At 38.3% G+C, this 25,191-nt stretch carries 24 protein-coding genes; 22 read left to right on the plus strand and 2 right to left on the minus strand.

The genetic code is table 11. From position 1 onward, the window contains the following. Nucleotides 1-3 precede the first annotated feature (3 nt). The 13 genes from rpoZ (at nt 4) to spoVM (ending at nt 12,874) form a co-directional block, all read left to right on the plus strand. Entirely contained in the window at nt 4-231 is a 228-nt protein-coding gene (gene rpoZ, locus V6670_RS04845; protein WP_036125003.1) for a DNA-directed RNA polymerase subunit omega, read from the plus strand. 125 nt (nt 232-356) lie between these two features. Beyond that, on the plus strand, nt 357-1,361 hold the full coding sequence (gene coaBC / locus V6670_RS04850) for a bifunctional phosphopantothenoylcysteine decarboxylase/phosphopantothenate--cysteine ligase CoaBC (protein ID WP_141903433.1): 1,005 nt from the start codon (nt 357-359) through the stop codon (nt 1,359-1,361). Beyond that, a complete protein-coding gene (gene priA / locus V6670_RS04855) occupies nt 1,358-3,769 on the plus strand; it encodes a primosomal protein N' (RefSeq protein WP_338652896.1) in 2,412 nt (803 codons plus the stop codon). The genes coaBC and priA overlap by 4 nt, the downstream gene beginning before the upstream one ends. Nucleotides 3,770-3,855: 86 nt before the next feature. After that, nucleotides 3,856-4,350, plus strand: a complete 495-nt coding sequence (gene def, locus V6670_RS04860) for a peptide deformylase (protein WP_036124934.1) — start codon at nt 3,856-3,858, stop codon at nt 4,348-4,350. A 1-nt stretch (nt 4,351) separates the two neighbouring features. After that, nucleotides 4,352-5,293 (plus strand): methionyl-tRNA formyltransferase, encoded by a 942-nt coding sequence (gene fmt, locus V6670_RS04865; protein ID WP_141903436.1) that lies wholly within the window; start codon nt 4,352-4,354, stop codon nt 5,291-5,293. Then, a complete protein-coding gene (gene rsmB, locus V6670_RS04870; RefSeq protein ID WP_141903437.1) occupies nt 5,290-6,651 on the plus strand; it encodes a 16S rRNA (cytosine(967)-C(5))-methyltransferase RsmB in 1,362 nt (453 codons plus the stop codon). The genes fmt and rsmB overlap by 4 nt, the downstream gene beginning before the upstream one ends. Then, the gene (rlmN, locus tag V6670_RS04875) at nt 6,651-7,793 is read left to right on the plus strand and encodes a 23S rRNA (adenine(2503)-C(2))-methyltransferase RlmN (protein ID WP_036124927.1); all 1,143 of its coding nucleotides are present in this window, start codon (nt 6,651-6,653) and stop codon (nt 7,791-7,793) included. The genes rsmB and rlmN overlap by 1 nt, the downstream gene beginning before the upstream one ends. Before the next feature lie 6 nt (nt 7,794-7,799). Then, nucleotides 7,800-8,549: a Stp1/IreP family PP2C-type Ser/Thr phosphatase gene (locus V6670_RS04880; RefSeq protein ID WP_058843486.1), complete on the plus strand. Its 750-nt coding sequence runs from the start codon at nt 7,800-7,802 to the stop codon at nt 8,547-8,549. A 2-nt stretch (nt 8,550-8,551) separates the two neighbouring features. Then, entirely contained in the window at nt 8,552-10,540 is a 1,989-nt protein-coding gene (pknB, locus tag V6670_RS04885; RefSeq protein ID WP_338652897.1) for a Stk1 family PASTA domain-containing Ser/Thr kinase, read from the plus strand. 11 nt (nt 10,541-10,551) lie between these two features. Further along, a complete protein-coding gene (rsgA, locus tag V6670_RS04890; RefSeq protein ID WP_141903439.1) occupies nt 10,552-11,436 on the plus strand; it encodes a ribosome small subunit-dependent GTPase A in 885 nt (294 codons plus the stop codon). A 2-nt stretch (nt 11,437-11,438) separates the two neighbouring features. Continuing rightward, a complete protein-coding gene (gene rpe / locus V6670_RS04895) occupies nt 11,439-12,107 on the plus strand; it encodes a ribulose-phosphate 3-epimerase (protein ID WP_338654488.1) in 669 nt (222 codons plus the stop codon). After that, nucleotides 12,104-12,754, plus strand: a complete 651-nt coding sequence (locus V6670_RS04900) for a thiamine diphosphokinase (RefSeq protein WP_141903440.1) — start codon at nt 12,104-12,106, stop codon at nt 12,752-12,754. The genes rpe and V6670_RS04900 overlap by 4 nt, the downstream gene beginning before the upstream one ends. Nucleotides 12,755-12,772: 18 nt before the next feature. After that, on the plus strand, nt 12,773-12,874 hold the full coding sequence (gene spoVM / locus V6670_RS04905) for a stage V sporulation protein SpoVM (RefSeq protein WP_099805045.1): 102 nt from the start codon (nt 12,773-12,775) through the stop codon (nt 12,872-12,874). 96 nt (nt 12,875-12,970) lie between these two features. Here spoVM and rpmB read toward each other — a convergent pair whose 3' ends face one another. After that, entirely contained in the window at nt 12,971-13,159 is a 189-nt protein-coding gene (gene rpmB / locus V6670_RS04910) for a 50S ribosomal protein L28 (protein WP_004227417.1), read from the minus strand. 185 nt (nt 13,160-13,344) lie between these two features. After that, a complete protein-coding gene (locus V6670_RS04915; RefSeq protein WP_141903583.1) occupies nt 13,345-14,088 on the minus strand; it encodes an IclR family transcriptional regulator in 744 nt (247 codons plus the stop codon). 267 nt (nt 14,089-14,355) lie between these two features. Here V6670_RS04915 and V6670_RS04920 point away from each other — a divergent pair, with 267 nt between their 5' ends. From V6670_RS04920 to sdaAA, 9 genes are all read left to right on the plus strand, one after another. Further along, nucleotides 14,356-15,228 carry an arginine deiminase family protein gene (locus V6670_RS04920; protein ID WP_338652914.1) on the plus strand — a complete coding sequence of 291 codons (873 nt, stop codon included), beginning with the start codon at nt 14,356-14,358 and terminating at the stop codon, nt 15,226-15,228. A 14-nt stretch (nt 15,229-15,242) separates the two neighbouring features. Continuing rightward, nucleotides 15,243-16,004: an arginine deiminase family protein gene (locus V6670_RS04925; RefSeq protein WP_141903442.1), complete on the plus strand. Its 762-nt coding sequence runs from the start codon at nt 15,243-15,245 to the stop codon at nt 16,002-16,004. A gap of 101 nt (nt 16,005-16,105) precedes the next feature. After that, a complete protein-coding gene (locus V6670_RS04930) occupies nt 16,106-17,527 on the plus strand; it encodes an amino acid permease (RefSeq protein WP_036124822.1) in 1,422 nt (473 codons plus the stop codon). A 38-nt stretch (nt 17,528-17,565) separates the two neighbouring features. Continuing rightward, nucleotides 17,566-19,170 (plus strand): M20/M25/M40 family metallo-hydrolase, encoded by a 1,605-nt coding sequence (locus tag V6670_RS04935; RefSeq protein WP_338652919.1) that lies wholly within the window; start codon nt 17,566-17,568, stop codon nt 19,168-19,170. 728 nt (nt 19,171-19,898) lie between these two features. Then, nucleotides 19,899-21,104 (plus strand): diguanylate cyclase, encoded by a 1,206-nt coding sequence (locus V6670_RS04940; RefSeq protein WP_338652921.1) that lies wholly within the window; start codon nt 19,899-19,901, stop codon nt 21,102-21,104. A gap of 108 nt (nt 21,105-21,212) precedes the next feature. Next, nucleotides 21,213-21,572: an Asp23/Gls24 family envelope stress response protein gene (locus V6670_RS04945; protein ID WP_004269431.1), complete on the plus strand. Its 360-nt coding sequence runs from the start codon at nt 21,213-21,215 to the stop codon at nt 21,570-21,572. Between the two features lie 18 nt (nt 21,573-21,590). Continuing rightward, nucleotides 21,591-23,240, plus strand: coding sequence for a DAK2 domain-containing protein (locus V6670_RS04950; protein WP_338652928.1), 1,650 nt, complete (start codon nt 21,591-21,593; stop codon nt 23,238-23,240). Nucleotides 23,241-23,591: 351 nt separating this feature from the next. Next, complete coding sequence (gene sdaAB / locus V6670_RS04955) at nt 23,592-24,254, plus strand: L-serine ammonia-lyase, iron-sulfur-dependent subunit beta (RefSeq protein ID WP_036124814.1); 663 nt, start codon at nt 23,592-23,594, stop codon at nt 24,252-24,254. A 14-nt stretch (nt 24,255-24,268) separates the two neighbouring features. Further along, nucleotides 24,269-25,177: an L-serine ammonia-lyase, iron-sulfur-dependent, subunit alpha gene (gene sdaAA, locus V6670_RS04960; protein ID WP_058843493.1), complete on the plus strand. Its 909-nt coding sequence runs from the start codon at nt 24,269-24,271 to the stop codon at nt 25,175-25,177. Nucleotides 25,178-25,191 lie beyond the last annotated feature (14 nt).

The following is a 25,191-nucleotide window of genomic DNA, read 5'->3' on the forward strand; positions in this document are numbered from 1 at the left end:
ACAATGTTATACCCATCAGTGGACGCTTTAAAAAAAGAAATCGATTCAAAATATTCATTAGTGAGCCTTGCTTCTAAACGTGCTCGCCAAATGCAAGAAGAACAAGATACAGAACGTTTACACAAGTATGTTTCTCATAAATACGTAGGAAGAGCACTTGAAGAAGTAGCGGCAGGTGTACTTACGAAGGTATCACAGGATGAGTCCGCTGTGTACGAAGACGAAATTTAACATACATGTAACGTAGTTGGGTTACATGCATGCTAGTTCGCAGTAGATTTTGATTATACAGAATGCCGAGAGCTCCCAGGGAATCCTTCTTTGGGAGCTTATCATTTGAAAGGACGACACCTAGCATGAATAAAAATATTTTACTATGTGTTTCAGGCGGAATTGCAGTATATAAGGCTGTTGCGCTCGTTAGCAAACTATCACAAGCAGGGGCCAATGTAAAAGTTATGATGACAGCTTCTGCTAGACAGTTTGTGAATCCATTAAGTTTTCAAGTGATGTCCAAAAATGACGTTTATTTTGACACGTTTGATGAAAAAGATTCAAGTGTGATTGCCCATATCGATTTAGCAGATTGGGCTGATTTGATTTTAGTGGCTCCCACTACGGCCAATATGATTGGCAAATTAGCCAATGGTATTGCTGATGATATGGTCACAACAACCTTGCTTGCTACTACAGCCCCTGTCTGGATTGCACCAGCTATGAATGTACACATGTATGACCATCCAGCGGTAAAACGAAATTTAGATCGGCTATCAGCTGATGGATACCAATTCATTGAGCCTTCAGAGGGGTTTTTAGCATGTGGCTATGTCGGGAAGGGACGTTTAGAGGAACCTGAAAAAATAACGGCCCTAGTAAAGACTTTTTTTTCAGGACAATCCAAACCATTAAAAGGTAAAACCGTAATTGTGACAGCAGGTGCGTTGCAAGTACCATTAGATGAAAAGCATATGATTAGCCCACAGGCAAGTGGCATTATTGGACGAGCATTAGCGAATGAGGCAAGGATACGTGGGGCACATGTGATTGAAATTGAAAATAGCAATTTGTATGATGTTATTCAACAACTGGAAGCCTATAAAATCCAATATCCCCAAGCATTTTTTATACATGCAGCGAATGTACCAACCATCGACGAAACGCCGATTATTTCTGTAGAAGGAACGAATGCAATCACTTTCGGACAGCAAGTGCAAGGTAAACCAATGATCAACATACTTTCTGATAGCTGGATTGATTTTAGTGAAAATGCTCAGCTTAATGGACAATTTTTGGCTACGACAAATCCCCAGCTTTTTGCACAGACACTCTGGTCTCATATTACAAAGGATGAGGTGCAATGAGCTTTTTAATAGCAGAGGTCATTGTAGACGTCTCTACCTACCATGTAGACCGTCCCTTTGATTATCAAGTACCTCTCGAATGGGTAAACGTAATAGAATTAGGCTGTCGTGTGAAAGTGCCATTTGGTCCAAGAAATGTTTTAGGCTTTATCGTTGGCTTGAAAAAGGAAACAGATGTACCACTGAATAAATTAAAGGCTATCACTCAAATTTTAGACATGGAGCCGGTCCTGACAGAAGAAATGCTGCTAATGGCGAAATGGTTAAAGAACAACACGATTTGCTATGAAATAGATGCCTTGCAAGTGATGTTACCATCTGCACTTCGGGCTAAGTATGAAAAAATAATTAAATTACAACAGTCTCAAAGTCTACCAGAAGAAGTACAGTACATTTTTGGTAAACGCCAACAAGCTAACTTTAAAGAATTTGAGCGAGCAGGTTTACTTCCTTTATTAAAGCAGTTGGTTGCAGAGAGCATTGTTTCAATTGAGAATGTTGTGAAGCAGCAGGGCAATGTAAAAGAAATCCGAATGGTTCAAATTACAGAAGACCAGCAGCTTGTAGAACAGGCTTTGGAACAGTCAAAAAGAGCCGTTAAACAACGTCTATTACTACAATGGATGTGTCAACATCTAGGAGAAATTTTATCACCCCAGCACATTTGTGAGGAAACAGGAGTCTCGATATCGGTATTAGAGGCAGTAATTGAAAAAGGAGCTGCCCAGTTTATTCAGGAGGAAGTTTTTCGTGATCCATTTACGAAGAAAGTTTCTCGTACACAGGCCTTACAATTAACAGAGGAGCAGAGGGGTGCTCTTCAAGCTATTACTACAGCTATAGAGCAGCAACAAGCGCAAACATTTTTGCTACATGGTGTAACAGGGAGCGGTAAGACAGAGGTTTATTTACAGGCTATTCAAAAGGTGCTAGATGAAGGGAAAGAAGCCATTATGTTGGTACCTGAAATCTCTTTAACACCTCAAATGACTGAGCGATTCCGCAGTCGCTTTGGTGAGATGGTTGCTGTTATGCATAGTGGATTATCTGTTGGAGAGAAGTATGATGAATGGCGTAAAATCCAACAAGGTAAAGTGAAAGTAGTAGTTGGTGCTCGTTCCGCTATTTTTGCACCCTTTACGAATATTGGTCTTATTATTTTGGATGAGGAACATGAATCAACGTATAAGCAAGAAGACTCGCCACGTTATCATGCAAGAGATGTCGCCATATGGAGGAGCGAATTTTATAAATGTCCTATTATTTTGGGCAGTGCAACACCAGCTTTAGAGTCATTTGCCAGAGCTAAAAAGGGCGTATATACACTACTCTCATTAACACAACGTGCTTTACACCAAGCATTGCCGACTGTTTTTATTGCAGATATGCGTGAAGAGCTTCGTCAAGGAAATCGTTCTATGTTCTCAGAATCTCTTGCTGAGGCGATTCGTATAAGACTTGAGAAAAAAGAACAGATGGTGCTGTTTTTAAATCGTCGTGGTTATTCATCGTTTGTCCTATGTCGGGATTGTGGTACGGTTGTACAATGTCCAAATTGCGACATTTCCTTAACCTATCATCGGACAACGGAGAAATTAAAATGTCATTATTGCGGTTACGAGGAATCTGTTCCTAAAATATGTCCCCAATGTCAAAGCGATCATATTCGTTACTTTGGTACAGGTACACAAAAAGTCGAGGAAGAACTTTTTAAACTATTTCCTGAGGCAAGAGTGTTACGTATGGATGTAGATACCACGAAGCATAAAGGGGCACATGAAGAAATCTTAGATACATTTGGAGCTGGACATGCAGATATTTTACTGGGGACGCAAATGATCGCAAAGGGTCTTGATTTTCCTAATATTACTCTTGTCGGTGTACTGAGTGCTGATACATCGCTGCATTTACCTGATTATCGTGCAGCAGAGCGTACATTTCAGCTACTAACACAGGTAAGTGGAAGGGCAGGACGACATGATAAGCCAGGGGAAGTAATTATTCAGACGTACACCCCTGAGCATTATGCAATTGAGCTAGCCAAAACGCAGGAGTATGAACCATTTTATGAACGAGAGATGTTTTTACGTCGTCGCTCCAGCTATCCACCTTATTATTTTGTAGCCCTTATTCAATTATCTCATGAAGATGTCATGATGGCTGCTGAATATGCTGGAAGAGTGGCAGATTGGCTACGAGGAAATTTATCGAATCAAGTAGCCATTATAGGACCAACAACGGCAAGTATTGCTCGTCTCCAAAATAGATATCGTTATCAATGTTTGATAAAATATAAAATTGAACCAAATCTAATTCCAGTGTTACAGCGACTGCTTGCCATGTATCGAGCAGAATGGATTAAACAAGGAATATTAATGACGGTAGATTTAGATCCGTCTACTATATAGTGAAAATAACTGCAAGATTTTTTTACAATAGTAAAATGAACAATCAGCTATTGCACTAGCTTGAATACAGAAATGAGGAAATGAGAATGGCTATAAAAAAAGTAATCGAAAACCCAGCAAAAGTACTATCAACACCATGTGCAGAAGTGACAGAAATTAATGATGGAATTATTGCATTACTAGATGATTTATATGACACAATGGTGGAATATGATGGCGTTGGTATTGCAGCGCCACAAATAGATGTAGGCTTACGCGTAGCAATTGTAGAGCTAGGTGAGGAACGCGATATTTTAGAAATGATTAATCCAACGGTTATTGAAACGGATGGAGCGGAAATAGATATTGAAGGTTGCTTGAGCTTTCCAGGGTTATATGGTGAAGTAGAGCGTCCTAACTATGTTAAAATTGAAGCTTGTGATCGTGAAGGACGTGTATATGAATTAGAAGCAGGAGGCTTTGATGCCCGTGCCATCTTACATGAAATTGATCATTTAGACGGCGTGCTGTTTGATTCGAAAATCAAGCGTATTATTACAGCAGAAGAACTTGAAGAACTGTACGCAGAAGAGGAGGAATAAAATGACGTCTATAATTTTTATGGGGACACCTGACTTCTCAGCACCTATTTTGCGTATGCTACATGATGAAGGATACGATATTAAAGCAGTTGTGACACAGCCAGATCGTCCAGTTGGGCGAAAGCGTGTATTGACACCACCACCTGTGAAGGCTGCAGCTTTGGAACTTGGCTTACCAATTATTCAACCAGAAAAATTGCGCGGCTCTGAAGAGTTACAACAAATTCTTGCTCTACAGCCAGATTTAGTGATAACAGCAGCTTTTGGACAAATACTACCAAAGGAGCTATTAGATGCTCCTGCTCTTGGCTGCATTAATGTTCATGCCTCACTACTTCCAAAATACCGTGGAGGCGCTCCTATTCATCAAGCTATTATAGATGGCGAGAAAGAGACTGGGGTAACCATTATGTATATGGCAGAAAAGCTTGATGCTGGAGATATTATCTCTCAAAGAGCGATTCCTATTGAAGAAAACGACTATACAGGTAGCCTTTTTGAAAAACTAAGCATAGTGGGTTGTGAGCTCCTAAAAGAGACACTTCCTTCTATTATAAATGGTACAAATAACCGAACAGTCCAAGATGAAGCACTTGTTACCTTTGCCAGCAATATTTCGAGAGAGCAAGAACGCATCGATTGGACAAACGATGCTGCTACTTTATACAATCAAGTACGTGGTCTTCATCCGTGGCCGGTTGCTTATACAACTTTTGAGGATGGTAATTTTAAAGTATGGTGGGCAGCTATTGGTAAATGCAAGCATGAGACGAATCCAGGTACAGTTGTAGCGATTGAGAAAGATCATTTTGAAGTAGCAGCTGGCAACGGTACAACTTTAGCATTATATGACGTGCAGCCAGCTGGCAAGAAGCGTATGACCGCAGAGGAGTATTTACGTGGTACAGGTTCTAAATTACAGATTGGGGACCAATTTAAATGAGTAAAAAAAGTGTAGTGATTTGGGATGGAAATGTGCGAGATGCCGCATTATCTATTCTATTAGCAGTTGATAAAAACCAAGCATATAGCAACTTATTGCTAAACGAAACAATTAAACGACATAAAATTGAGGCGAAAGATCGTGCCTTATTAACTGAAATTACGTATGGAACTTTACAGCATAAAATGACGCTTGATTTTTATTTAGAGCCTTTTATTCGTGGGTCAGTCGATCATTGGGTACGTTGGTTATTAAGAATATCGTTGTATCAAATTCATTATTTAACTCGTATCCCACCACATGCTGCTGTAAATGAAGCAGTGGAAATAGCCAAGCGTAGAGGGCATCGTGGTATTGCTTCGACGGTGAATGGGATTTTAAGATCGGTGTTACGTAGCGGCGTTCCTTCTACAGAGGATATAGCAGATCCAATGGAGCGACTTGCTATTGAAACAAGCCATCCCGAGTGGTTAGTGCAACGATTTGTAGCAAACTACGGTTTAGAGCTAGCAACAGCAATGTTGCATGAAAACAATGTGCCAGCTATGCAAACAGTGCGTGTGAATACAACCAAAACAACGGTTAAACAGGCTATTGCTGAACTAGAGGAAGAAGGATTAACAGTACAGCAAAGTGATTTAATGCCTGAATGTTTACGTGTAACCAATGGTCAACCTGCACGTACAAAAGTATTTAAAGAAGGTCACATTACTATCCAGGATGAAAGTTCAATGATACCTGCTAAAGTATTAAATCCAGCTCCTGGCATGCGTGTTCTTGATATGTGTGCAGCCCCGGGTGGAAAAACAACACATTTAGCCGAAATAATGAAAAATGAAGGGTCTATTTTAGCGACAGACCTTCATCCACATAAATTAGATTTAATCGACCATAATACAGAACGTCTAGGGCTTGATATTGTTGAAACAGCCCCAATTGATGGACGGAAAGCACCAGAATTTTTACAAGCAGCGTCTTTTGATGCTATTTTAGTTGATGCACCATGCAGTGGGCTAGGGGTTATGCGACGTAAGCCAGATATTAAATATACAAAGCGAGAAGAAGATTTAGAAAATCTACAAAAAATCCAATTAGCTTTACTTGAGGCAGCAACTAAAGTATTGAAAACAGATGGAAAGCTTGTGTACAGTACTTGTACAGTCGATCTACAAGAAAATGAAGGCACAGTTCATGCCTTTTTAACAGCGCATCCAGAAATGGAAGCAATACAACTAGAGTCTTTACCAACAAAATTAGCGGAAAAGCAAGCTAATGGCATGCTTCAAGTCTTTCCACAAGACTTTGGCAGTGACGGTTTCTTCGTTGCCGCCTTTCGTAAAAAAGGAGAATCCAACTAATGGTGGATCAAGAAAAATTTAATGAACGTATTAACGATTTAGTTGATGAAGCGGAAGACAAGCCCGTCCGACGTGTCAAGAAAGAAAAACCAAATTTAAAAGAATCTATTTATTCTTTACAGCCATATCAGTTAGAAGAATGGTTAACAGAAAACGGTGAAAAACCTTTCCGTGCTACTCAAATTTTTGACTGGCTGTATAATAAACGTGTAAAGACATTTGAAGAAATGTCGAACCTTTCAAAGGGATTGCGTGATAAGTTAACAGCCAATTTTGCGTTAACAACACTATCAACCATTATTAAGCAAGAATCTAAAGATGGTACCATTAAATTTTTATTTCAATTGCAAGATGGCTATTCAATCGAAACCGTGTTAATGCGTCATGAATATGGCAACTCTGTTTGTGTGACAACACAAGTTGGATGTCGAATCGGCTGTACATTTTGTGCTTCCACTTTAGGTGGTTTGAAGCGACATCTACTAGCAGGAGAAATCGTGGAGCAAGTTGTCAAAGTGCAGCAGACTTTAGATGAAGTGGGCGAGCGAGTATCGCATATTGTCATTATGGGTATTGGCGAACCTTTCGATAACTATGATGCGATGATGAACTTCTTAAAAGTAATCAACCATGAAAAAGGGTTAAATATCGGTGCACGTCATATTACTGTATCAACATCAGGGATTGTTCCAAAAATTTATCAGTTTGCAGATGAACAATTACAAATTAACTTCGCCGTGTCACTACACGCACCAAACCAAGAGGCACGTCAAAAGCTAATGCCAATTGCTCGTGCATACAAATTGGATGAATTAATGGAGGCTGTTCGTTACTATACTAAAAAAACAGGGCGACGAGTGAGTTTTGAGTATGGATTGATGTCTGGTGAAAATGATTCAGTGGAAATTGCAGAGGAGTTATCGGCATTAATTAAAGGAATTAAATGTCACGTCAACTTGATTCCTGTCAACTACGTACCAGAACGTGATTATGTTCGTACGTCTCGTAGTCAAATTTTTGCTTTTGAAAAAACCTTAAAGAAAAATGGGATTAACGTAACGATCCGCCGAGAGCAAGGCTCAGATATCGCAGCTGCGTGTGGTCAATTACGTGCTCAAGAGAGATCTGAAGAAACGAGGTGACCAGTGTTGGAATACACAGTCGAAAGTGATATTGGTTTAAAAAGATCAATTAATGAAGACCGTGCTGCATTTTTTAAACGTCCTGACGGGCTTGCACTAGCACTTGTGGCGGACGGCATGGGTGGTCATAATGCTGGTGATGTAGCAAGTGATATGGCAATTAAACAGATGGAATCCTTTTTTTTACAGGCAGACGCACATCATTTTGTATCAACAACATCAAAAAAAGAATGGTTATTGCACACAGTTAAGCAATTGAATAAAACGATATATGACTATTCTTTATCACATGAAGACTGTAAAGGAATGGGCACGACGTTTATTGCGGTGTTAATAGAAGAGTATCATTGCTTCATTGCACATGTTGGGGATAGTCGTGTGTATTATTTCTTTGAAGATGGTGCACAACAAATAACAAGAGATCATTCATATGTAAATGTACTGGTTGAAAATGGCGAAATAAGTGAAGAAGAGGCTTTGACACACCCAAAGAAAAATTTTATTTTAAAAGCTGTTGGAACAGAGGAAACGCTAGAGCCAGACTTTTATGAAGTAGATTTAGCATCAGAATCGTATTTACTCATTTGTTCAGATGGCTTAAGCAATAAACTCACTGTCTATGAAATGGCTTCAATTATAACGTATCCAGATGCCATTGAAGAAAAAGGACGTAAACTTGTAGAATTGGCAAATGCCAGCGGGGGAGAAGATAACATCTCCCTCGTGCTACTAACAAAAAAGGATGAGGAGGTGTAAGAATGCTTGTAGGTAAAAGAATTAGTGACCGTTATAAAATTTTGCAGCTCATTGGTGGCGGAGGTATGTCCAATGTTTATTTAGCGCACGATATGATATTAAACCGTGATGTAGCCATAAAAATATTACGCTATGATTTTTCCAATGAGGATGAATTACATCGACGTTTTCAACGTGAGGCACTGTCTGCTACAAGTCTTACACATCCAAATATAGTTAGTGTTTATGATGTAGGGGACGATGGCGATCTACATTATATCGTGATGGAATATGTTCAAGGAAAAACGTTAAAGCAGTACATACAAGAATTTGCACCAATTTCTCCTGCTAGAAGTGTGCATATAATGAAACAATTAACGTCTGCCATTGCAAATGCCCATGAAAATCATATTATCCACCGTGATATTAAGCCGCAAAATATTTTAATGGATGCGGAGGGTAATGTAAAAATAACTGATTTTGGTATTGCCATGACGTTAAGTGCTACATCGTTTACACAAACGAATTCAGTGTTAGGTACGGTGCATTATTTATCGCCTGAGCAAGCTCGAGGCGGTACGGCTACTAATAAATCAGATATTTATGCACTTGGCATTGTGCTATATGAATTATTAACAGGTGAATTACCATTTTCTGGAGAATCAGCAGTTTCCATTGCACTCAAGCATTTACAAACAGAAACACCTTCTGTTCGTGCTTTTGATGCAACCATTCCTCAAAGTTTGGAAAATGTGGTGCTGAAGGCTACGGCTAAAGATGCTTCCCATCGTTATAATACAGTGGAAGAAATATATGATGATTTGGAAACAGTCTTATCACCAACACGAGTAAACGAACCAAAATTTGTCATACCTGTTGATAATGATACGACGAAAGCTATACCAATTATTAAAGAGCCTGTTCATAAAAAAGGCGAAGATTTAACCCAAACGAGAGTTATGGAACCGATTATGGAAGTGAAAACACCATCTCAAGTAAAGCCTAAAAAAACTGTAGAAAAACCAGCTCCTGTTAAGGTAAAGAAGAAGAATTGGCCAAAGTATGTTGCTGGATTATTGATTGCTGTGATTGTCATCTTCCTATTCTTTTTATTTGCAACAGATTCGTTTAGCCCGAAAAAGATTTCTGTACCTGATGTGACAAATTTAACTGTGGAAGAAGCTACAAAAAAATTAGAAGCAGAGGGGTTTGTTGTTGGTGAGGAGCATCAGGAGCGGAACCATGAGGAAATTGAGAAAGGTAAGATCATTGAAACAGATCCAGCAAAAAATTCATTGCGCGCAAAAGGCACAGAGATTGATTTAATCGTCAGCTTAGGTGTGGAAATGACGACTGTAGATAATTATGTTGGACAGAATTATAGTCAAGTGGAAGCTTTAATAAAAGGAAAGTATAAAGAAGTACTAAAAGAGGATGTCCCTTCTAATGAACCAGAAGGAAGAATCATTGAGCAAAGTATACCCCCAAATACTGAAGTTGTTGCGAAGGAAGAAACCATTACGTTTAAAGTAAGCCAAGGGGTTAGAATGATAAGGCTTGAAAACCTCAGTAATTATACAAAAGCGGATATGGATGATTATGTGAGGAGAGTTGGCCTTAATTGGCGTATTTCACGTGAAGAATATCATGAGTCGATTCCTGTTGGCAGTGTGATATCACAATTGACAAAAGCGGGTACTATGGTGGAAGAAGGGTCCTTCATATCAGTTGTAATCAGTAAAGGACCAGCGAAAAAGCCTGATAAAATGCTTGTCAAACCCGTAGTCATTGAATATAAACCAACAGAAGAGGGTATAGCTCAAAACATTCGCATTGAAATTCAAGATAAAAATCATACAATGTCTGAACAGGTCGATGAATTTCCTATTTTAGAAGATACGAATTACAATATACAGCTCGTCATTGAGGATGGGAAACAAGCAAGTTATAGAATTATCCGTGACTCAGAAATCATTTTTGAAGAGAAGATTAATTATGATGATGTCAATTAAGGAGGAATTGGATGGCTCAAGGCCAAATAAGAAAAGCATTAAGCGGTTATTATTATGTTTATGATGGTCATCAACTTATTCAATGTCGAGGACGTGGGGTCTTTCGCAATCGCGGAGAATCCCCGCTTGTCGGTGATATTGTAGAATATACAACGGAAACAGAAGGATCGGATGGCACCATTCAAAAGATTTTGGAGCGTCAAAATGAATTAGTTCGTCCGCCAATTGCCAATATTGATCAAGGTATTTTAGTATTTTCCGTAAAAGAGCCTAATTTCAATACCATTTTATTGGATCGCTTTTTAGTTGTTTTAGAATCATTTCATGTGCATCCTATTATTTGTTTAACAAAAATGGATTTGCTAGAAAATGATAAACGGGAGGAATTACAGCAATATATCGTCGATTATCAAAACATGGGCTATACGGTTTTACAAACCTATAAAGATGAAGAAGAATTAGTTGAACGCCTACAGCCTATTTTAAAAGGAAAAACCACTGTATTAGCGGGTCAATCTGGTGTTGGAAAATCAACTTTGCTGAATACACTAATTCCTGAATTAAACTTAAAAACAGGCATCATTTCTCAAAGCTTAGGGCGAGGAAAACATACTACTCGTCATGTCGAGCTTATTGAGGTCTGTGATGGTTTATTGGCAGATACTCCTGGATTCAGTTCTTTTGATTTTGATGAAATTGATAAAGAGGAATTAGGCGCATGTTTTCCTGAAATGGTCAGAGTGGCGGATGATTGTAAATTCAGAGGCTGTTTACACTTGAAAGAACCAAAATGTGCAGTAAAGGCAGCAGTAGAAACAGGAGAAATTCGTGACTACCGCTACAAGCATTATGAGCAATTTATGCAAGAAATTATGGATCGAAAGCCGAGGTATTAATGATGATACAAATAGCACCATCAATTTTAGCAGCAAATTTTGCAAAATTAGGGGAAGAAGTAAAAGAAGTAGAGCAAGCAGGTGCAACACTGATTCATATTGATGTCATGGATGGTCACTTTGTACCGAATATTTCATTTGGCTCAATCGTATTGGATGCTATCCGTCCATTAACGAATTTACCGTTAGATGTACATTTAATGATTGAAAATCCAGATCAGTATATTGAACAATTTACAAAAGCTGGTGCAGATTATATTACAGTGCATGTTGAAGCATGTCGTCATTTACACCGAACAATACAATTAATTCGTTCGTATGGTGTAAAGGCTGGCGTAGTATTAAATCCACATACACCCATAGAGTCGATTCAACACATTTTAGAAGATATCGATATGGTATTGTTGATGACTGTTAATCCAGGCTTCGGTGGACAAAAATTTATTCATTCTGTTGTACCTAAAATTGAAGCGTTATCGGCAATTATTAAAGAGCGGGGTCTAGAGATTGCCATTGAAATTGATGGTGGTATTACTGCTGAAACGATTGTTCCATGTGCACAGGCTGGAGCGACGATTTTTGTGGCAGGATCAGCTATTTATAGTAAAGAAGATCGAACAGCTGCACTCCAAGAGATTTTAGAGGCTGGTGAGGCAGCGATTAAGAGATGACGATAGTCGTTGTTTGTGCAGGTGGTCCAAAACAAGAGCTTTGCTCATTTTCATCGTTTCAACAACAGGATGTAGTATTTATTGGAGCAGATCGTGGTGCTTTATATTTACTGGAGCATGGGATTACCCCTCATGCCATTGTTGGTGATTTTGATTCCTTAACAGATGAGGAATATCAATTTGTGATGGCACAAACCAATGATCAACAACGTTTTCAGGAAGAGAAAAATGAAACAGACACGGATTTAGCTTTGCTTAAAGCCTATACTTATGCACCTCAAGAAATTGTCCTAACAGGTGTTACAGGTGGGCGCTTAGATCATTATGAGGCAGCGGTTCGTTCCATTTATCGACTCCAAAAAGAGCATCCTCAAGTTGAGCTGAAGATTATTAATCATGCAAATATGTTGCAATTTTTATTACCTGGTACGCATACTATTTTTGCAGATGATCGATACCGATACTTGTCTTTTTTTGCTCATGAGGAACCGATTCAAGATGTGACATTACGGCAAGTAAAATATGAAACAACGAATGAGGAAATCTCTTTAGGAACATCACGATTTACAAGTAATGAAATAATAGGAACTTCAGGGTCTATATCTTTCTCGCATGGCATATGTTTAATGATAAGAAGCATAGATTAGCGTAAGGGGGAGAGAGTCCTGAAAGTATATACGTTCCAGCTGCCGAAATTCGTGAGTAGTATCACGCGTACGTGTATTAACCTATTTAAAAAAGATAAGAAAGTAAAAAAATCCGACTAATGTTAGTCGGATTTTTTACGTTAAGTATATTGAATACTGTAACAAGAAAAAAATCGATTTGCGCCCAATGCGAAATCGATTTTTTAGAAGCGGCGATTAAACGCGCTCGATTTTACCTGATTTTAATGCACGAGCAGAAACCCATACACGTTTTGGTTTACCGTCAACTAAGATACGAACTTTTTGAAGGTTAGCACCCCAAGTACGTTTGTTAGCGTTCATAGCGTGGGAACGGTTGTTACCAGTACGAGCTTTACGTCCAGTGATTACACATTGTTTTGGCATGTTGTATTCCCTCCTTACTGTTGATGCTGAAAGATTATTATTTCAGTTCGGTATTTCACATACCATAATAATTTAACATACGATGGCGTTCAGTGCAATAGTTTTCACATATCCTTTCAAGAAAAAAACCTTTACAGGCAAAAATCAGTTAGTAAAAGAAGGGAAACTTAAGAAAAGAAGTATTACTACCCTTTTCCACGATAACCAAGTTTCGTCGATACACGTTTACCAGTATCAACTAAGCGTTCAATTAATGTATTAATATGATCTTGAGAGACATTAAAATTCACAAAGCCGATGCTCACTGCACCTATCACTTCACCAAAACCATCTTGTACAGATACCGCAATGGAGGAAGTACCAGCAGTTCGTTCTCCATGACTTATTGCATAGCCCTGTTGTCGGATGTTTTGAAGTTGTTCTTCTAATTCAGCAATTTCGTCTTTCGTTATTAGCTGTTCCAAAATTTCTTTCGACTGAGTGTCAGGCATAGAGGCAAGAATGGCTTTATTGGCTGCGCCGATATGCATAGGTATGCGAATACCAAGTTGGTCATAAATACGAATCGGATTTGCAGCACTGTCTATTCTTTCTATAATAATTGTATCTAAACCAGCAGGCTTACTTAAATAGACACTTTCTTCAACTTCTCTTGCTAAGCGTTCTAATTCAGGTCTAATTTTACTAATATAATCCATCGTGTCATATACCTGTAAGCCAAGTTCCATCCATATTGTTCCGAGGCGATAATGCTTAGTCTGCTCATCCTGTTCAATCATACCTTGTTTAATCATGGCTTTTAAAATTCTATGTAAAGTACTTAGGGGTAAATCGCATTTTGTAGAAAGCTCTGAAATAGACAAGCTACGGTCATCTGCTTCAGACGCTAAAACCTTCGCAATCGTCATAGCTCGCTCTAATAATTGCATTTGTCCCACCTCCCTTCCTCCTATTTTATTTTTATTCTCCAATTACGTCTAGTTCCAATATTTTCGAGCGAATAGATGTCTATACAAAGATGTGTAACATGAATCCTCGTACCATTGTTTTGCAATGGATAAACCAAATTTAGATTAAAGGAAAAATAAAAAGTTTTCTAAATATATTGACAGTATAGCATAAAACGAATATATTTTTCATATAAACTTTCCTCTTAACGGAAACGTTTTCCACTACACGGAAAAGGGGTGAAGGGAATGCATTATTGTTCATCAATGTATGCACCTTTGAAACACGTTATAGTAAAACATCCGAAAGATGCTTTCCGAAGCCAAGCACATCTTAGCGATGAATGGAAAACATTTAACTATTTATCTGAGCCTAACTATGAAGAAGCGCTAAGAGAATATGCTGAATTTATTAGGATTCTTGAAAAGTATGTTGATACGATTGATTATTTGCCTGCTAATGATGAAGTAGGGTTAGATTCGCTTTATGCACATGATCCAGTTAAATTCACACCAAATGGCGCCATTATACTGAAATCTGGCAAAAAATTGAGACAGCCAGAAGCAGCAGTATATAAGGCCTTTTTACAGGAGAAAGGTATTCCAATCATTGGGGAACTAGCAGGAGAGGCGGTATCAGATGGTGGAGATCTTGTTTGGTTAGATGATCGAACACTCGTTGTAGGTAGAGGTTATCGTACAAATGATGAAGCTATCCATCAATTAAAGGAAATGACAGCAGATATGGTGGATGAGTTTATTGTTGTGCAGCTACCACATGACTTAGGTGAAGCTGAGTGTTTACATTTAATGTCTTTCATAAGTATGGTAGATCGAGATTTAGCTGTTGTACATTCACGTTTAATGCCGGTATTTTTCCGACAACTGCTTATCGAGCGAGGCATCCAATTAATAGAAGTACCAAAGGATGAGTATGATGCACTGGGCTGTAATGTCTTGGCGCTTGCACCAAGAGTGTGCGTTATTCCTGAAGGGAACAAAGTAACAAAACAACAGCTACTTGATGTTGGTGCAACAGTGTTTGAATATAAAGGTGATGAAATTACTGTTAAAGGAACAGGTGGGCCAACATGCCTAACTTGTCCAGTAGTAAGAGGATAAAGGAGACGAAAATTATGTTTAAAAATGTTATTGTTAAAAATCCAGGAAATAGTTTTGTAAACGGTTTAACAACTAGTGATTTAGGTAAACCCATTTTAGAAAAATTGTTTGAACAGCATGAAAAGTATATAGATGCTTTGAAAAAATGTGGCGTTGAAGTTACACAATTACCAGCAAATGAAGCATTCCCAGATTCAACATTTGTAGAAGATACGGCAGTATTAACATCTGAATTTGCTATTATCTCAAACCCTGGAGCAGCTGCTCGTAATCGTGAAATCGAAGATATTGAACCGGCAGTGAAACCATTCTTTGAAAAAATTTACTATATTAAAGGCGCTGGAACGCTTGATGGTGGAGATGTATTACAAGCAGAGAAGAAATTTTACGTAGGGATCTCAGACCGTACAAATGAAGAAGGCGCACAGCAATTTAAAAAAATTGTTGAGCAAGAAGGCTATGAAGCGACTATTATTCCATTAAAAGAGTTCTTCCATTTAAAAACAGGGATTGCCTATGTTGGGGAAAATCGTATGGTGCTAGCTGGTGAGTTTATCGATCACCCTGCATTTGAATCTTATGATAAAATCGTGATTCCTAAAGAAGATGAATATTCTGCTAACTGTATTCAAGTAAATGATTATATTATTATTCCAGCTGGCTACCCAGAAACAAATCGTAAATTACAAAATCTTGGCTATCAAACTATTGAACTTGAGATGTCTGAGTTTAGAAAACACGATGGTGGCTTAAGCTGTTTATCATTACGTTTTTAAGACATGCTAACATTGCCCAATCAATTTAAAAGGGAAAATTGATTGGGTACTTTTATTCTTTAAATATCTGAATATTTACACTATATAGGAAGTAGGGATGGATGTTGAATAAAGGGGATCAGCTTCACAACAATCAATTGAATCGATCGATGAAAAGCCGTCACTTATTAATGCTTTCACTTGGGGGTGTTATTGGAACGGGCTTATTTTTAAATGTTGGCTATACCATTAATCAAGCAGGACCAGGTGGTGCTCTAATTGGTTACTTGTTTGGTGGCCTAATTTTGTTTATGGTCATGAACTGTCTTGGGGAATTGGCTGTTTATATGCCAGTTACAGGCTCCTTCCAAACATACGCTACACGTTTCATTAGTCCTTCAGCTGGTTTTTCATTAGGCTGGATGTATTTTGTCGGGTCTGCCGCCACAGCTGGTGTTGAATTTACAGCTGCTGGGATTTTAATGCAACATTGGTTTCCGACTGTACCAATATGGATTTGGTGTGCTGTGTTTATGGTTCTTTTATTTGTCTTAAATGCTTTAACAACAAAGGGCTTCGCTGAAGCAGAGTTCTGGTTTGCTAGTATCAAAGTTGTTGCAGTCATAGCATTTATCATTATAGGTGGTGCGGCCATTTTCGGATTAATTCCATTAGCAGATCGTCCAACGCCACATCTGACAAATTTAGCACCTACTGGTTTATTCCCAGCAGGTATTTCTATTATTTTTGTCACAATGATGAATGTTATTTTCTCTTATCAGGGATCAGAGCTTGTTGGTATTGCAGCAGGTGAAACCGAGAACCCTGAAAAAAATATTCCAAGAGCGATTCGTACTATTCTTTTTAGAATTATAGTCTTTTATATTGCCTCCATTATTGTATTATCGGCGATATTCCCAGCATCAGAGCTTGGTCTTGTAGAGAGTCCATTTGTAACGTTGATGAATATAGCAGGTGTTCCATATGCAGCTAGTATTATGAATTTTGTTATATTAACGGCTATTTTATCAGTCGGCAATTCATGTCTGTATGCGTCAACACGTTTATTATTCTCTATGTCACAAGAGGGAATGGCACCTAAGTTATTTGGTCGATTGACTAAAAATAAAGTGCCGTTAAATGCGCTCATTTTTACAATGGCTTTCTCACTATTATCCTTATTAACAAGTGTAATGGAAGCAGACGCAGTATTTGTGTTACTCATGTCGGTGGCCGGAATCTCTGTCACAATCTCATGGATGGGGATTTGTGCTTCTCAACTAATGTTCCGCTATCGTTATGTAAAGTCTGGAGGAAATTTGGCTGATTTAAAATTTAAAACACCTCTATTTCCTTTAATACCTGTATTTTGTATTATCTTTTGTGTATTTATTTTAGTATTTTTAGCGTTTGATCCAACGCAAAGAATCGGTTTACTGTACGGGATTGGCTTCTTTATTGCCTGTATGATTTTTTATCAATTGAAATTAAAAAATGCAACAACGACAGATAGTAAAAGTGAAGAGTCACTAGAAATTCGTTAACCAAAAATTTAACGAATTGGGGCTAAAGGAGAGTTTGTATGAATAGTTATATGTGGAATACACCTGAAAAACTGCGAGCATTGCTATGTGAAATTGTCAGTTGGGAAAGCAGGACATTGACAAAGGGTGAAAATGACTTTGCCTATAAATTAAAAGATAAATTGTTAACGCTTCCATATTTTGAAAAACATCCAGAGCTTATTGAATTACATGATGCAGGGCTTGGAAGAAATGCTGTTACGGCATTTTATAAGCACCCAACAGCAACAGAAACAGTGGTGTTAATCAGTCACTTCGATACAGTGCATACAGAGGAATATGGAGAACTAGAGCCATTAGCTTTTTATCCAGAGGAATTAACAAAAAAACTGATGGAGTCTAAATACAAAGAAGATTTACCAGAAGCGGCTAGAATTGATTTGGAGTCAGGTAATTATTTATTTGGTCGTGGCACAATGGATATGAAAATGGGACTTGCTTTACATATGCAGCTCATTGAAAAGGCAAGCTTTGAACAATGGCCAATTAATTTGATTTTAACTACTGTACCTGATGAGGAAGTAAACTCTGCCGGAATGCGAGCTGCTGTTGTGGAGCTTGTGAGACTTCGTGAACAACATGGGCTAACCTATAAATTATTTTTAAATAGTGAACCTTCCTTTTCGCAAGGGCCATCTGATACAAATGAATATATCTATTCAGGTACTATAGGGAAAATAATGCCAGCTGCTTTATTTTATGGCAAAGAGACGCATGTTGGCGAACCTTTAAAGGGCATGACCGCTAACTTTATCGCTTCTTATATGACACAGTATATGGAGTGGAATCCTCTTTTCCGTGAAACAGATTTGGGAGAAAGTACGCCACTGCCAGTTTCCTTACAATTAAAAGATTTAAAAATGGAGTATTCTACACAAACACCATATCGTGCGGCTGCACTTTACAATGTATTTTTATTAAAACGTACAGCTGCAGAAGTAATGGCTATTTTTGAACAAGTGGCATTACAAGCCATGGCTGCTTGTAATGAGCAATACCAAAAGATTTGCACCCGAGAAAAAGTACAAGGGGTAGGGAATGTACAGGTCTTACGATATGAGGCATTGTTGGAGCATGCTATCCATAAATTGGGTGAGGAGGAAGTGCGAACGATCAAACAGCAAGTTCTTCAGCATCATGCATGGGACGATCGTGAAAAATGTATACGTATTGTTGATCAGCTCATGATTCGTTGTCAGGAATTAGCACCAGCAACAGTTTTGCTATATGCACCACCTTATTATCCAGCAATTAATTCATCCAATCATCCACTTGTTATTCAATCGATTGAATTGATGAAGAAAACGGCTCAAACATTTGCTATTGAGGTGGAGCAGATTCACTATTTTAACGGGATTTGTGATTTAAGTTATGTTAACTACACAGATGATTCAAACGAGTGGTTAGCATTCGAACGTAACACACCTGTATGGGGAGATACGTATAGTATTCCGTTTAAAGAAATGTCTGCATTACAGGGGCCTGTATTAAATGTCGGTCCCTTTGGCAAAGATGCACACCAAAAAACAGAAAGACTGCATGTGGATAGTGCCTTTAAAGAAATGCCTGTTATGATCGACAAGCTGATTAAAAGTCTTTTTTAGTCAAATAAATTTTAAAATATTGAACTGAATATAATATAAACAAAGTTGATGCTATAAAAGTATCAACTTTTCATCTTGTTGAAAAAAGGTGATGTCAATAGCAGAAAAAGAACCTTTCGCAAGGCGAGGGGTTGATTTCCGTTCCGCCAGCGTCCTTTCCAGGGGGCGTCCGATGAGCCGCTTCACTCACTACGTTTCGCTCCAGGGTCTCACCTGTGGACGCTAATTCCCCTAGGAGTGACGCAGGCTCCACTCCAATCAAAAGTAACTTTTATACTAGCTGAAGCGATCAAAATAGCTCATTATTTGTATAATTAAAGAAAAGAGGCTCTTCAATGTGGAGAAGTGATGAGTGACAATACCTCTCCTTAAAATGAGTAGTGAACATCTACATTTTATTTGAAAACCTTTGCTAAAAAGGAACATTGGCGTGGAAGGCTATTTCCCTTGGGATAGCGAGACAGGCAAGCCTCTAAACGGCACAGTAGTGGAGGAAGCGGCTCGGCGCACGTCCACAGGCAAGCGATAGCCTGCAACGGAAATCCATTTTCACCTTTCACAAAAATTCTATGGATGGTTTTGTTTTTCATCACTATGCAAAGTTGATGCTATAAAAGTATCAACTTTTTTATTTATCAAAAAAATTTCGACCTACTTGTATTTTTCATTCTTTAGACGATACATATAGAACATTATATAACTGAAAGCGGACACTAGGAGCGAGTATTATGAAAAATCAAGAAAAAATAGCTTTTTCTATTCGCAAAGAAATGGTTCAGTCGAATTTAAAAGGGATGAGAACAGTTGCTTGGTCACTCATGTATGTATCGGCTATTATTTCCCTTATTCATTATGGAGAGGTTTTCTTTGTCAAAGCAGAAAGAGCCATGGTTCCCGTCTATATTGCCATTCATATCGCCATGTTTTATATAGATATAGCCGTATTGTTATTTGTTAGGGAAAAACGAATTCACATTACCTCTGTTAATATACAGAAGTATGAACACCTAGTTGTCATTTATATTTACACGATTATGCTATTGATTACGGCAATTTCGGTAATGGATGTTTATTTCTTTCATCATGCAGCATTATATGAAGTGATTTTAATCATCATTTGTACGGTATTTGCATTACCTTTACGAAAAATTAGTTGGATTATTTTACTTTCTGCACCAGCAATTATTGCGAGTATGTATTTGAGTGTTGGCATGTCCAGTGAGAATATTAAAGTCATATTACCGATGTCTCTTTTAATTCCGATTGGTATCATAATTCAATATCAGACCTACAAGGTTCGGAAACAAATAACTACACAGCATACTTTATTGGATGAAGAAATGACCAAAACGAAACAATTATCAGAGCTGTTAGCTGTTAAAAATAAAGCGTTAGCAGAGCAAGCACTAAAAGATCCTTTAACGAATCTGCCAAATCGACGAGCATTTAATCAGCAATTGACTAAAATAGGACATCAGCTTCATCAACCACAAACATTAACGGTAATGATGATTGATATTGATTATTTTAAAAAGTTTAATGATTACTATGGACATATACAGGGTGACGTGGTCATTGTTAAAGTAGCCTCCTTATTGGCGGAGATTGCAGAGAAGTATCAGGCGTTTGTTGCTCGTTGGGGAGGAGAAGAATTTATTATGATTAGTCAGCATACTGAAAAGTTTGCAGAGCCTATATGTGAAGAAATTTTAAAGGAAGTGCGTGACTTAAAGATTCCACATAGGCAATCAGATATTGTTCAATACGTAACGGTTAGTATTGGAATGTGTCATGCTAACCTGACAATGCATGAGCATTTACAAACATGCTGTGATATTGCTGACCAAGCGTTATATTTAGCTAAGCAGAACGGACGAAATAACTATTTTCGTAAAATGGCAATTTTTGACGGAAAGGAAAATGCGTCTATTTGAAGTCAGAAAACGTTGCTATAAAGCCTTTCTATACTGCCTTAGGTTGCTTAAATTATAACGGAAGTGTTACAATATACTTTAGTCAAAAAGAGCCAAGGAGGCATTCCTATGTCAATTGAATTAAACAATGAATTCGGCCAAATTGATATTTCAACAGATGTACTTGCACAAATTGCTGGTGGTGCTGCTGTAGAATGCTACGGTATTGTTGGCATGGCATCTAAACATCAAATTCGTGATGGTCTAACTGATATTTTACGTAAAGAAAACTTCGCAAAAGGTGTTGTTATTCGACAACAGGACGACGATTTACATATAGATATGTACATTATTGTTAGTTACGGGACAAAAATTTCGGAAGTTGCTTACCAAGTGCAATCGAAAGTGAAATATACAGTAGATAAAACATTAGGTATGAGCGTAAAATCTGTCAATATCTTTGTACAGGGCGTTCGTGTAGCGAATTAAGAGGAGGAACTAAATCGAATGCAGTCTTTAGACGGTATAAAGTTTGCTGAAATGGTACAAATGGGTGCGCATCATCTATACCAAAATGCAAATTATGTAGATTCATTAAATGTATTCCCAGTACCGGACGGTGATACAGGGACTAATATGAACTTATCGATGACATCTGGCGCAAAGGAAACAGAACTTGCCGCTTCAGAACATATTGGTAAAACAGCACAGGCATTATCAAAAGGCCTTTTAATGGGTGCGCGCGGAAATTCAGGCGTTATTCTATCGCAATTATTCCGAGGCTTTGGGAAGTTTATTGAAAAAGAAGCAACCATTGATGCAAAAGGCTTTGCAGCGGCTTTCCAAGCAGGTGTTGATACAGCCTATAAAGCTGTTATGAAACCTGTAGAAGGAACTATTTTAACAGTAGCACGTGAGGCGGCAAAAAAAGGTGTAGAAGTGGCAGAAACTGAAACCGATATCATTGCCGTGATGGAAGCTTTTACAGCAGAAGCAAAGGCTTCATTAGATCGCACACCTGAATTGCTACCTGTTTTAAAAGAGGTCGGTGTTGTGGATAGTGGTGGTCAGGGCTTACTATTTGTGTATGAAGGGTTTCTAGCCTCTTTAAAAGGTGAGCCTCTTCCAGAGAAAAATGATGCGACCTTAGATGATTTAATCAATGCAGAGCATCATAGAGTACAGGATTTCATGAATACTGAAGATATTGAATTTGGCTATTGTACTGAAATAATGGTGCGTTTAGAAGAAGGGAAAGAACCTTTCGATGAGGAGCATTTCCGTAATGAATTAAATCCTTTGGGGGATTCTTTGCTTGTGATCTCCGATGAAGAAATTGCGAAGGTTCATATCCATTCCGAGCAACCAGGTTCTGTTTTATCAATCGGACAAAAATACGGTAGTCTTATTAAAATAAAAGTTGATAATATGCGTGAGCAGCATTCAGCGATTGTTGGTGAGGAGCATAAAGCGCCAACGACTGCCAAAAAAGTAGAAAAACATCCGTATGCTATCGTAACGATCGCGATGGGTGAGGGTGTGGCAGAATTATTGCGCTCTATCGGTGCTTCATATGTCATTGAAGGTGGTCAAACAATGAACCCTTCAACTGAAGATATCGTTAAAGCCGTACAAGAAATCGGTGCAGAAAAAGTATTAATCTTACCGAATAATAAAAATATCGTTATGGCAGCAGAGCAAGCGGTTGAACTATTAGAGATTGACGCAGCGGTTGTTCCTACGAAGACGATTCCACAAGGGATGGCAGCGATTTTAGCGTTTAACCCTGAAGCAGCTGTTGATCTAAATAAAAAGACAATGTCCGATGCATTTGCTAATGTGAAGACAGGTCAAGTAACCTATGCAGTGCGTGATACATCTATTGATGGTGTGGAAATCCGTAAAGATGATTTTATGGCATTAGCAGAAGGTAAAATTGTCCTTTCTACACCTGCATTAAAGGATGCAGCGGAACAGGTAATCACAGATTTAGTCGATGAAGATGCTGAGATAGTTACAGTGATCTATGGCGAAGATACAACTGAACAGGCTGCTTCAGCATTAGCAGCTTTCATTGAAGAGAACTATCCAGATGTAGAAGTTGAATTATTTGATGGTAAACAAGGGTTATATCCATATATTATTTCAGTAGAATAATTACATGCTACTTTGCTATTCCGTAAAGAAAGCAGTGCACAAAACGTGTACTGCTTTTGTTTATGCTACAAAGAGAAGGATGTATAATATTTAGTAAAAACGTGCTAAATATGAACAGCTAGATGTACGTGTCCAGAGGATAAATAATTTGGAATTAATGGAATATCAACTGTTTTATTGATGTGTATATATGGTGTGGACAAAAAATAGGCCTATATAGTTACTATAAATTATAGTAGTGGTAATTTTCTGAAAGTTGATAAATTAAATGCTTTACTTTTATAGTAGCTATCAAGCATGATATAAGTAAAAATAAATTTTATTATATGAATAGAATAGAGGGGTGTTTGTATGAAGTTTACTTCAGTATTTGATATTATTGGACCAGTCATGATTGGGCCTTCCTCCTCTCATACGGCAGGTGCAGCTCGCATTGGGCGTGTTGCAAGGGATTTATTTGGTAGACAACCTAAATGGGCAAAAATTCATTTATATGGATCATTTGCTGAAACGTATAGAGGGCATGGTACAGATGTTGCGATAGTGGGGGGCTTATTAGATTACGATACATTTGATGACCGTATTAAAATAGCATTTGAAGAGGCCGAAAAAGTGGGATTAGAATATGAATTTATTCCCGAAACGGCTAATACGGAGCATCCCAATACAGCTCGGCTTGTCATTGGAGACGATGAAGGGGAAATGTCTGTAGTTGGTATTTCGATTGGTGGCGGAAAGATTGAAATCAGTGAAGTCAATGGTTTTAAGCTACGTTTAACAGGTGGTATGCCAGCAATTCTTGTTGTGCATGATGATCGTGCTGGCTGTATTGCCAATGTAGCCAATTGTTTAGCAATGCATGAAGTCAATATTGGGCATATGGAAGTTTCACGTATAGAACGTGGTTTAACAGCTCTAATGGTGATTGAAATTGATCAAAACATTGAAGATAAGGTGCTACAGCAAATATCTTTAATTCCACATATTACAAAGGTTTCTAAAATTAATAACTAAGGGGGTGTCCCAAAATGGACGTTTTATTTCATAATGTTCGTGAGCTTGTAGAACGAGCAGAGCAAGAAGAAAAATTAATATCAGAAATCATGATCGAACAGGAAATATTGATTACTGGCAGAACGCGAGAAGAAATCATCCAACAAATGGATCGAAATCTAACCGTGATGGAAGAAGCTATTGAACGAGGATTACAAGGTGTGCAATCAGTAACAGGTTTAACTGGTGGGGACGCCGTATTGCTTCAAAATTATATTGCGCAAGGAAAATCACTATCAGGTGATTTATTATTAGATGCTGTAAGCAAAGCCGTTGCAACAAATGAAGTAAATGCAGCGATGGGAACAATATGTGCAACGCCGACAGCGGGTTCTGCAGGTGTTGTACCAGGAACGCTTTTTGCAGTGAAAAATAAATTAAATCCAACTCGTGAGCAAATGATCCGTTATTTATTTACGTCAGGAGCTTTTGGGTTTGTGGTTGCGAATAACGCTTCCATTTCAGGTGCTGCTGGTGGTTGTCAGGCAGAAGTTGGTTCTGCTGCAGGAATGGCGGCTGCTGCCATTGTTGAAATGGCTGGAGGTACGCCACAGCAATGTTCGGAAGCATTTGCCATTACCTTAAAAAATATGCTTGGTCTTGTCTGTGATCCAGTAGCAGGTCTTGTTGAAGTACCATGTGTCAAACGTAATGCTATGGGTGCATCTAACTCGCTAGTAGCGGCAGATATGGCACTTGCAGGTGTAACAAGTCGTATTCCCTGTGATGAAGTAATTGGCGCTATGTATCGCATTGGACAATCCATGAGTCCGAATCTGAAAGAGACTGCACGAGGCGGTCTAGCGGCAACACCAACTGGTAAGGCTATTAGTAAAGCTATACTTGAAAATGGTGGCCTACAAAGTATTAAAGCACTTCAATAAAACTGGTGAAACAT

Source organism: Lysinibacillus sp. Y5S-8, from assembly GCF_036894365.1.
In the GTDB taxonomy this organism is placed as follows: domain Bacteria; phylum Bacillota; class Bacilli; order Bacillales_A; family Planococcaceae; genus Lysinibacillus; species Lysinibacillus fusiformis_D.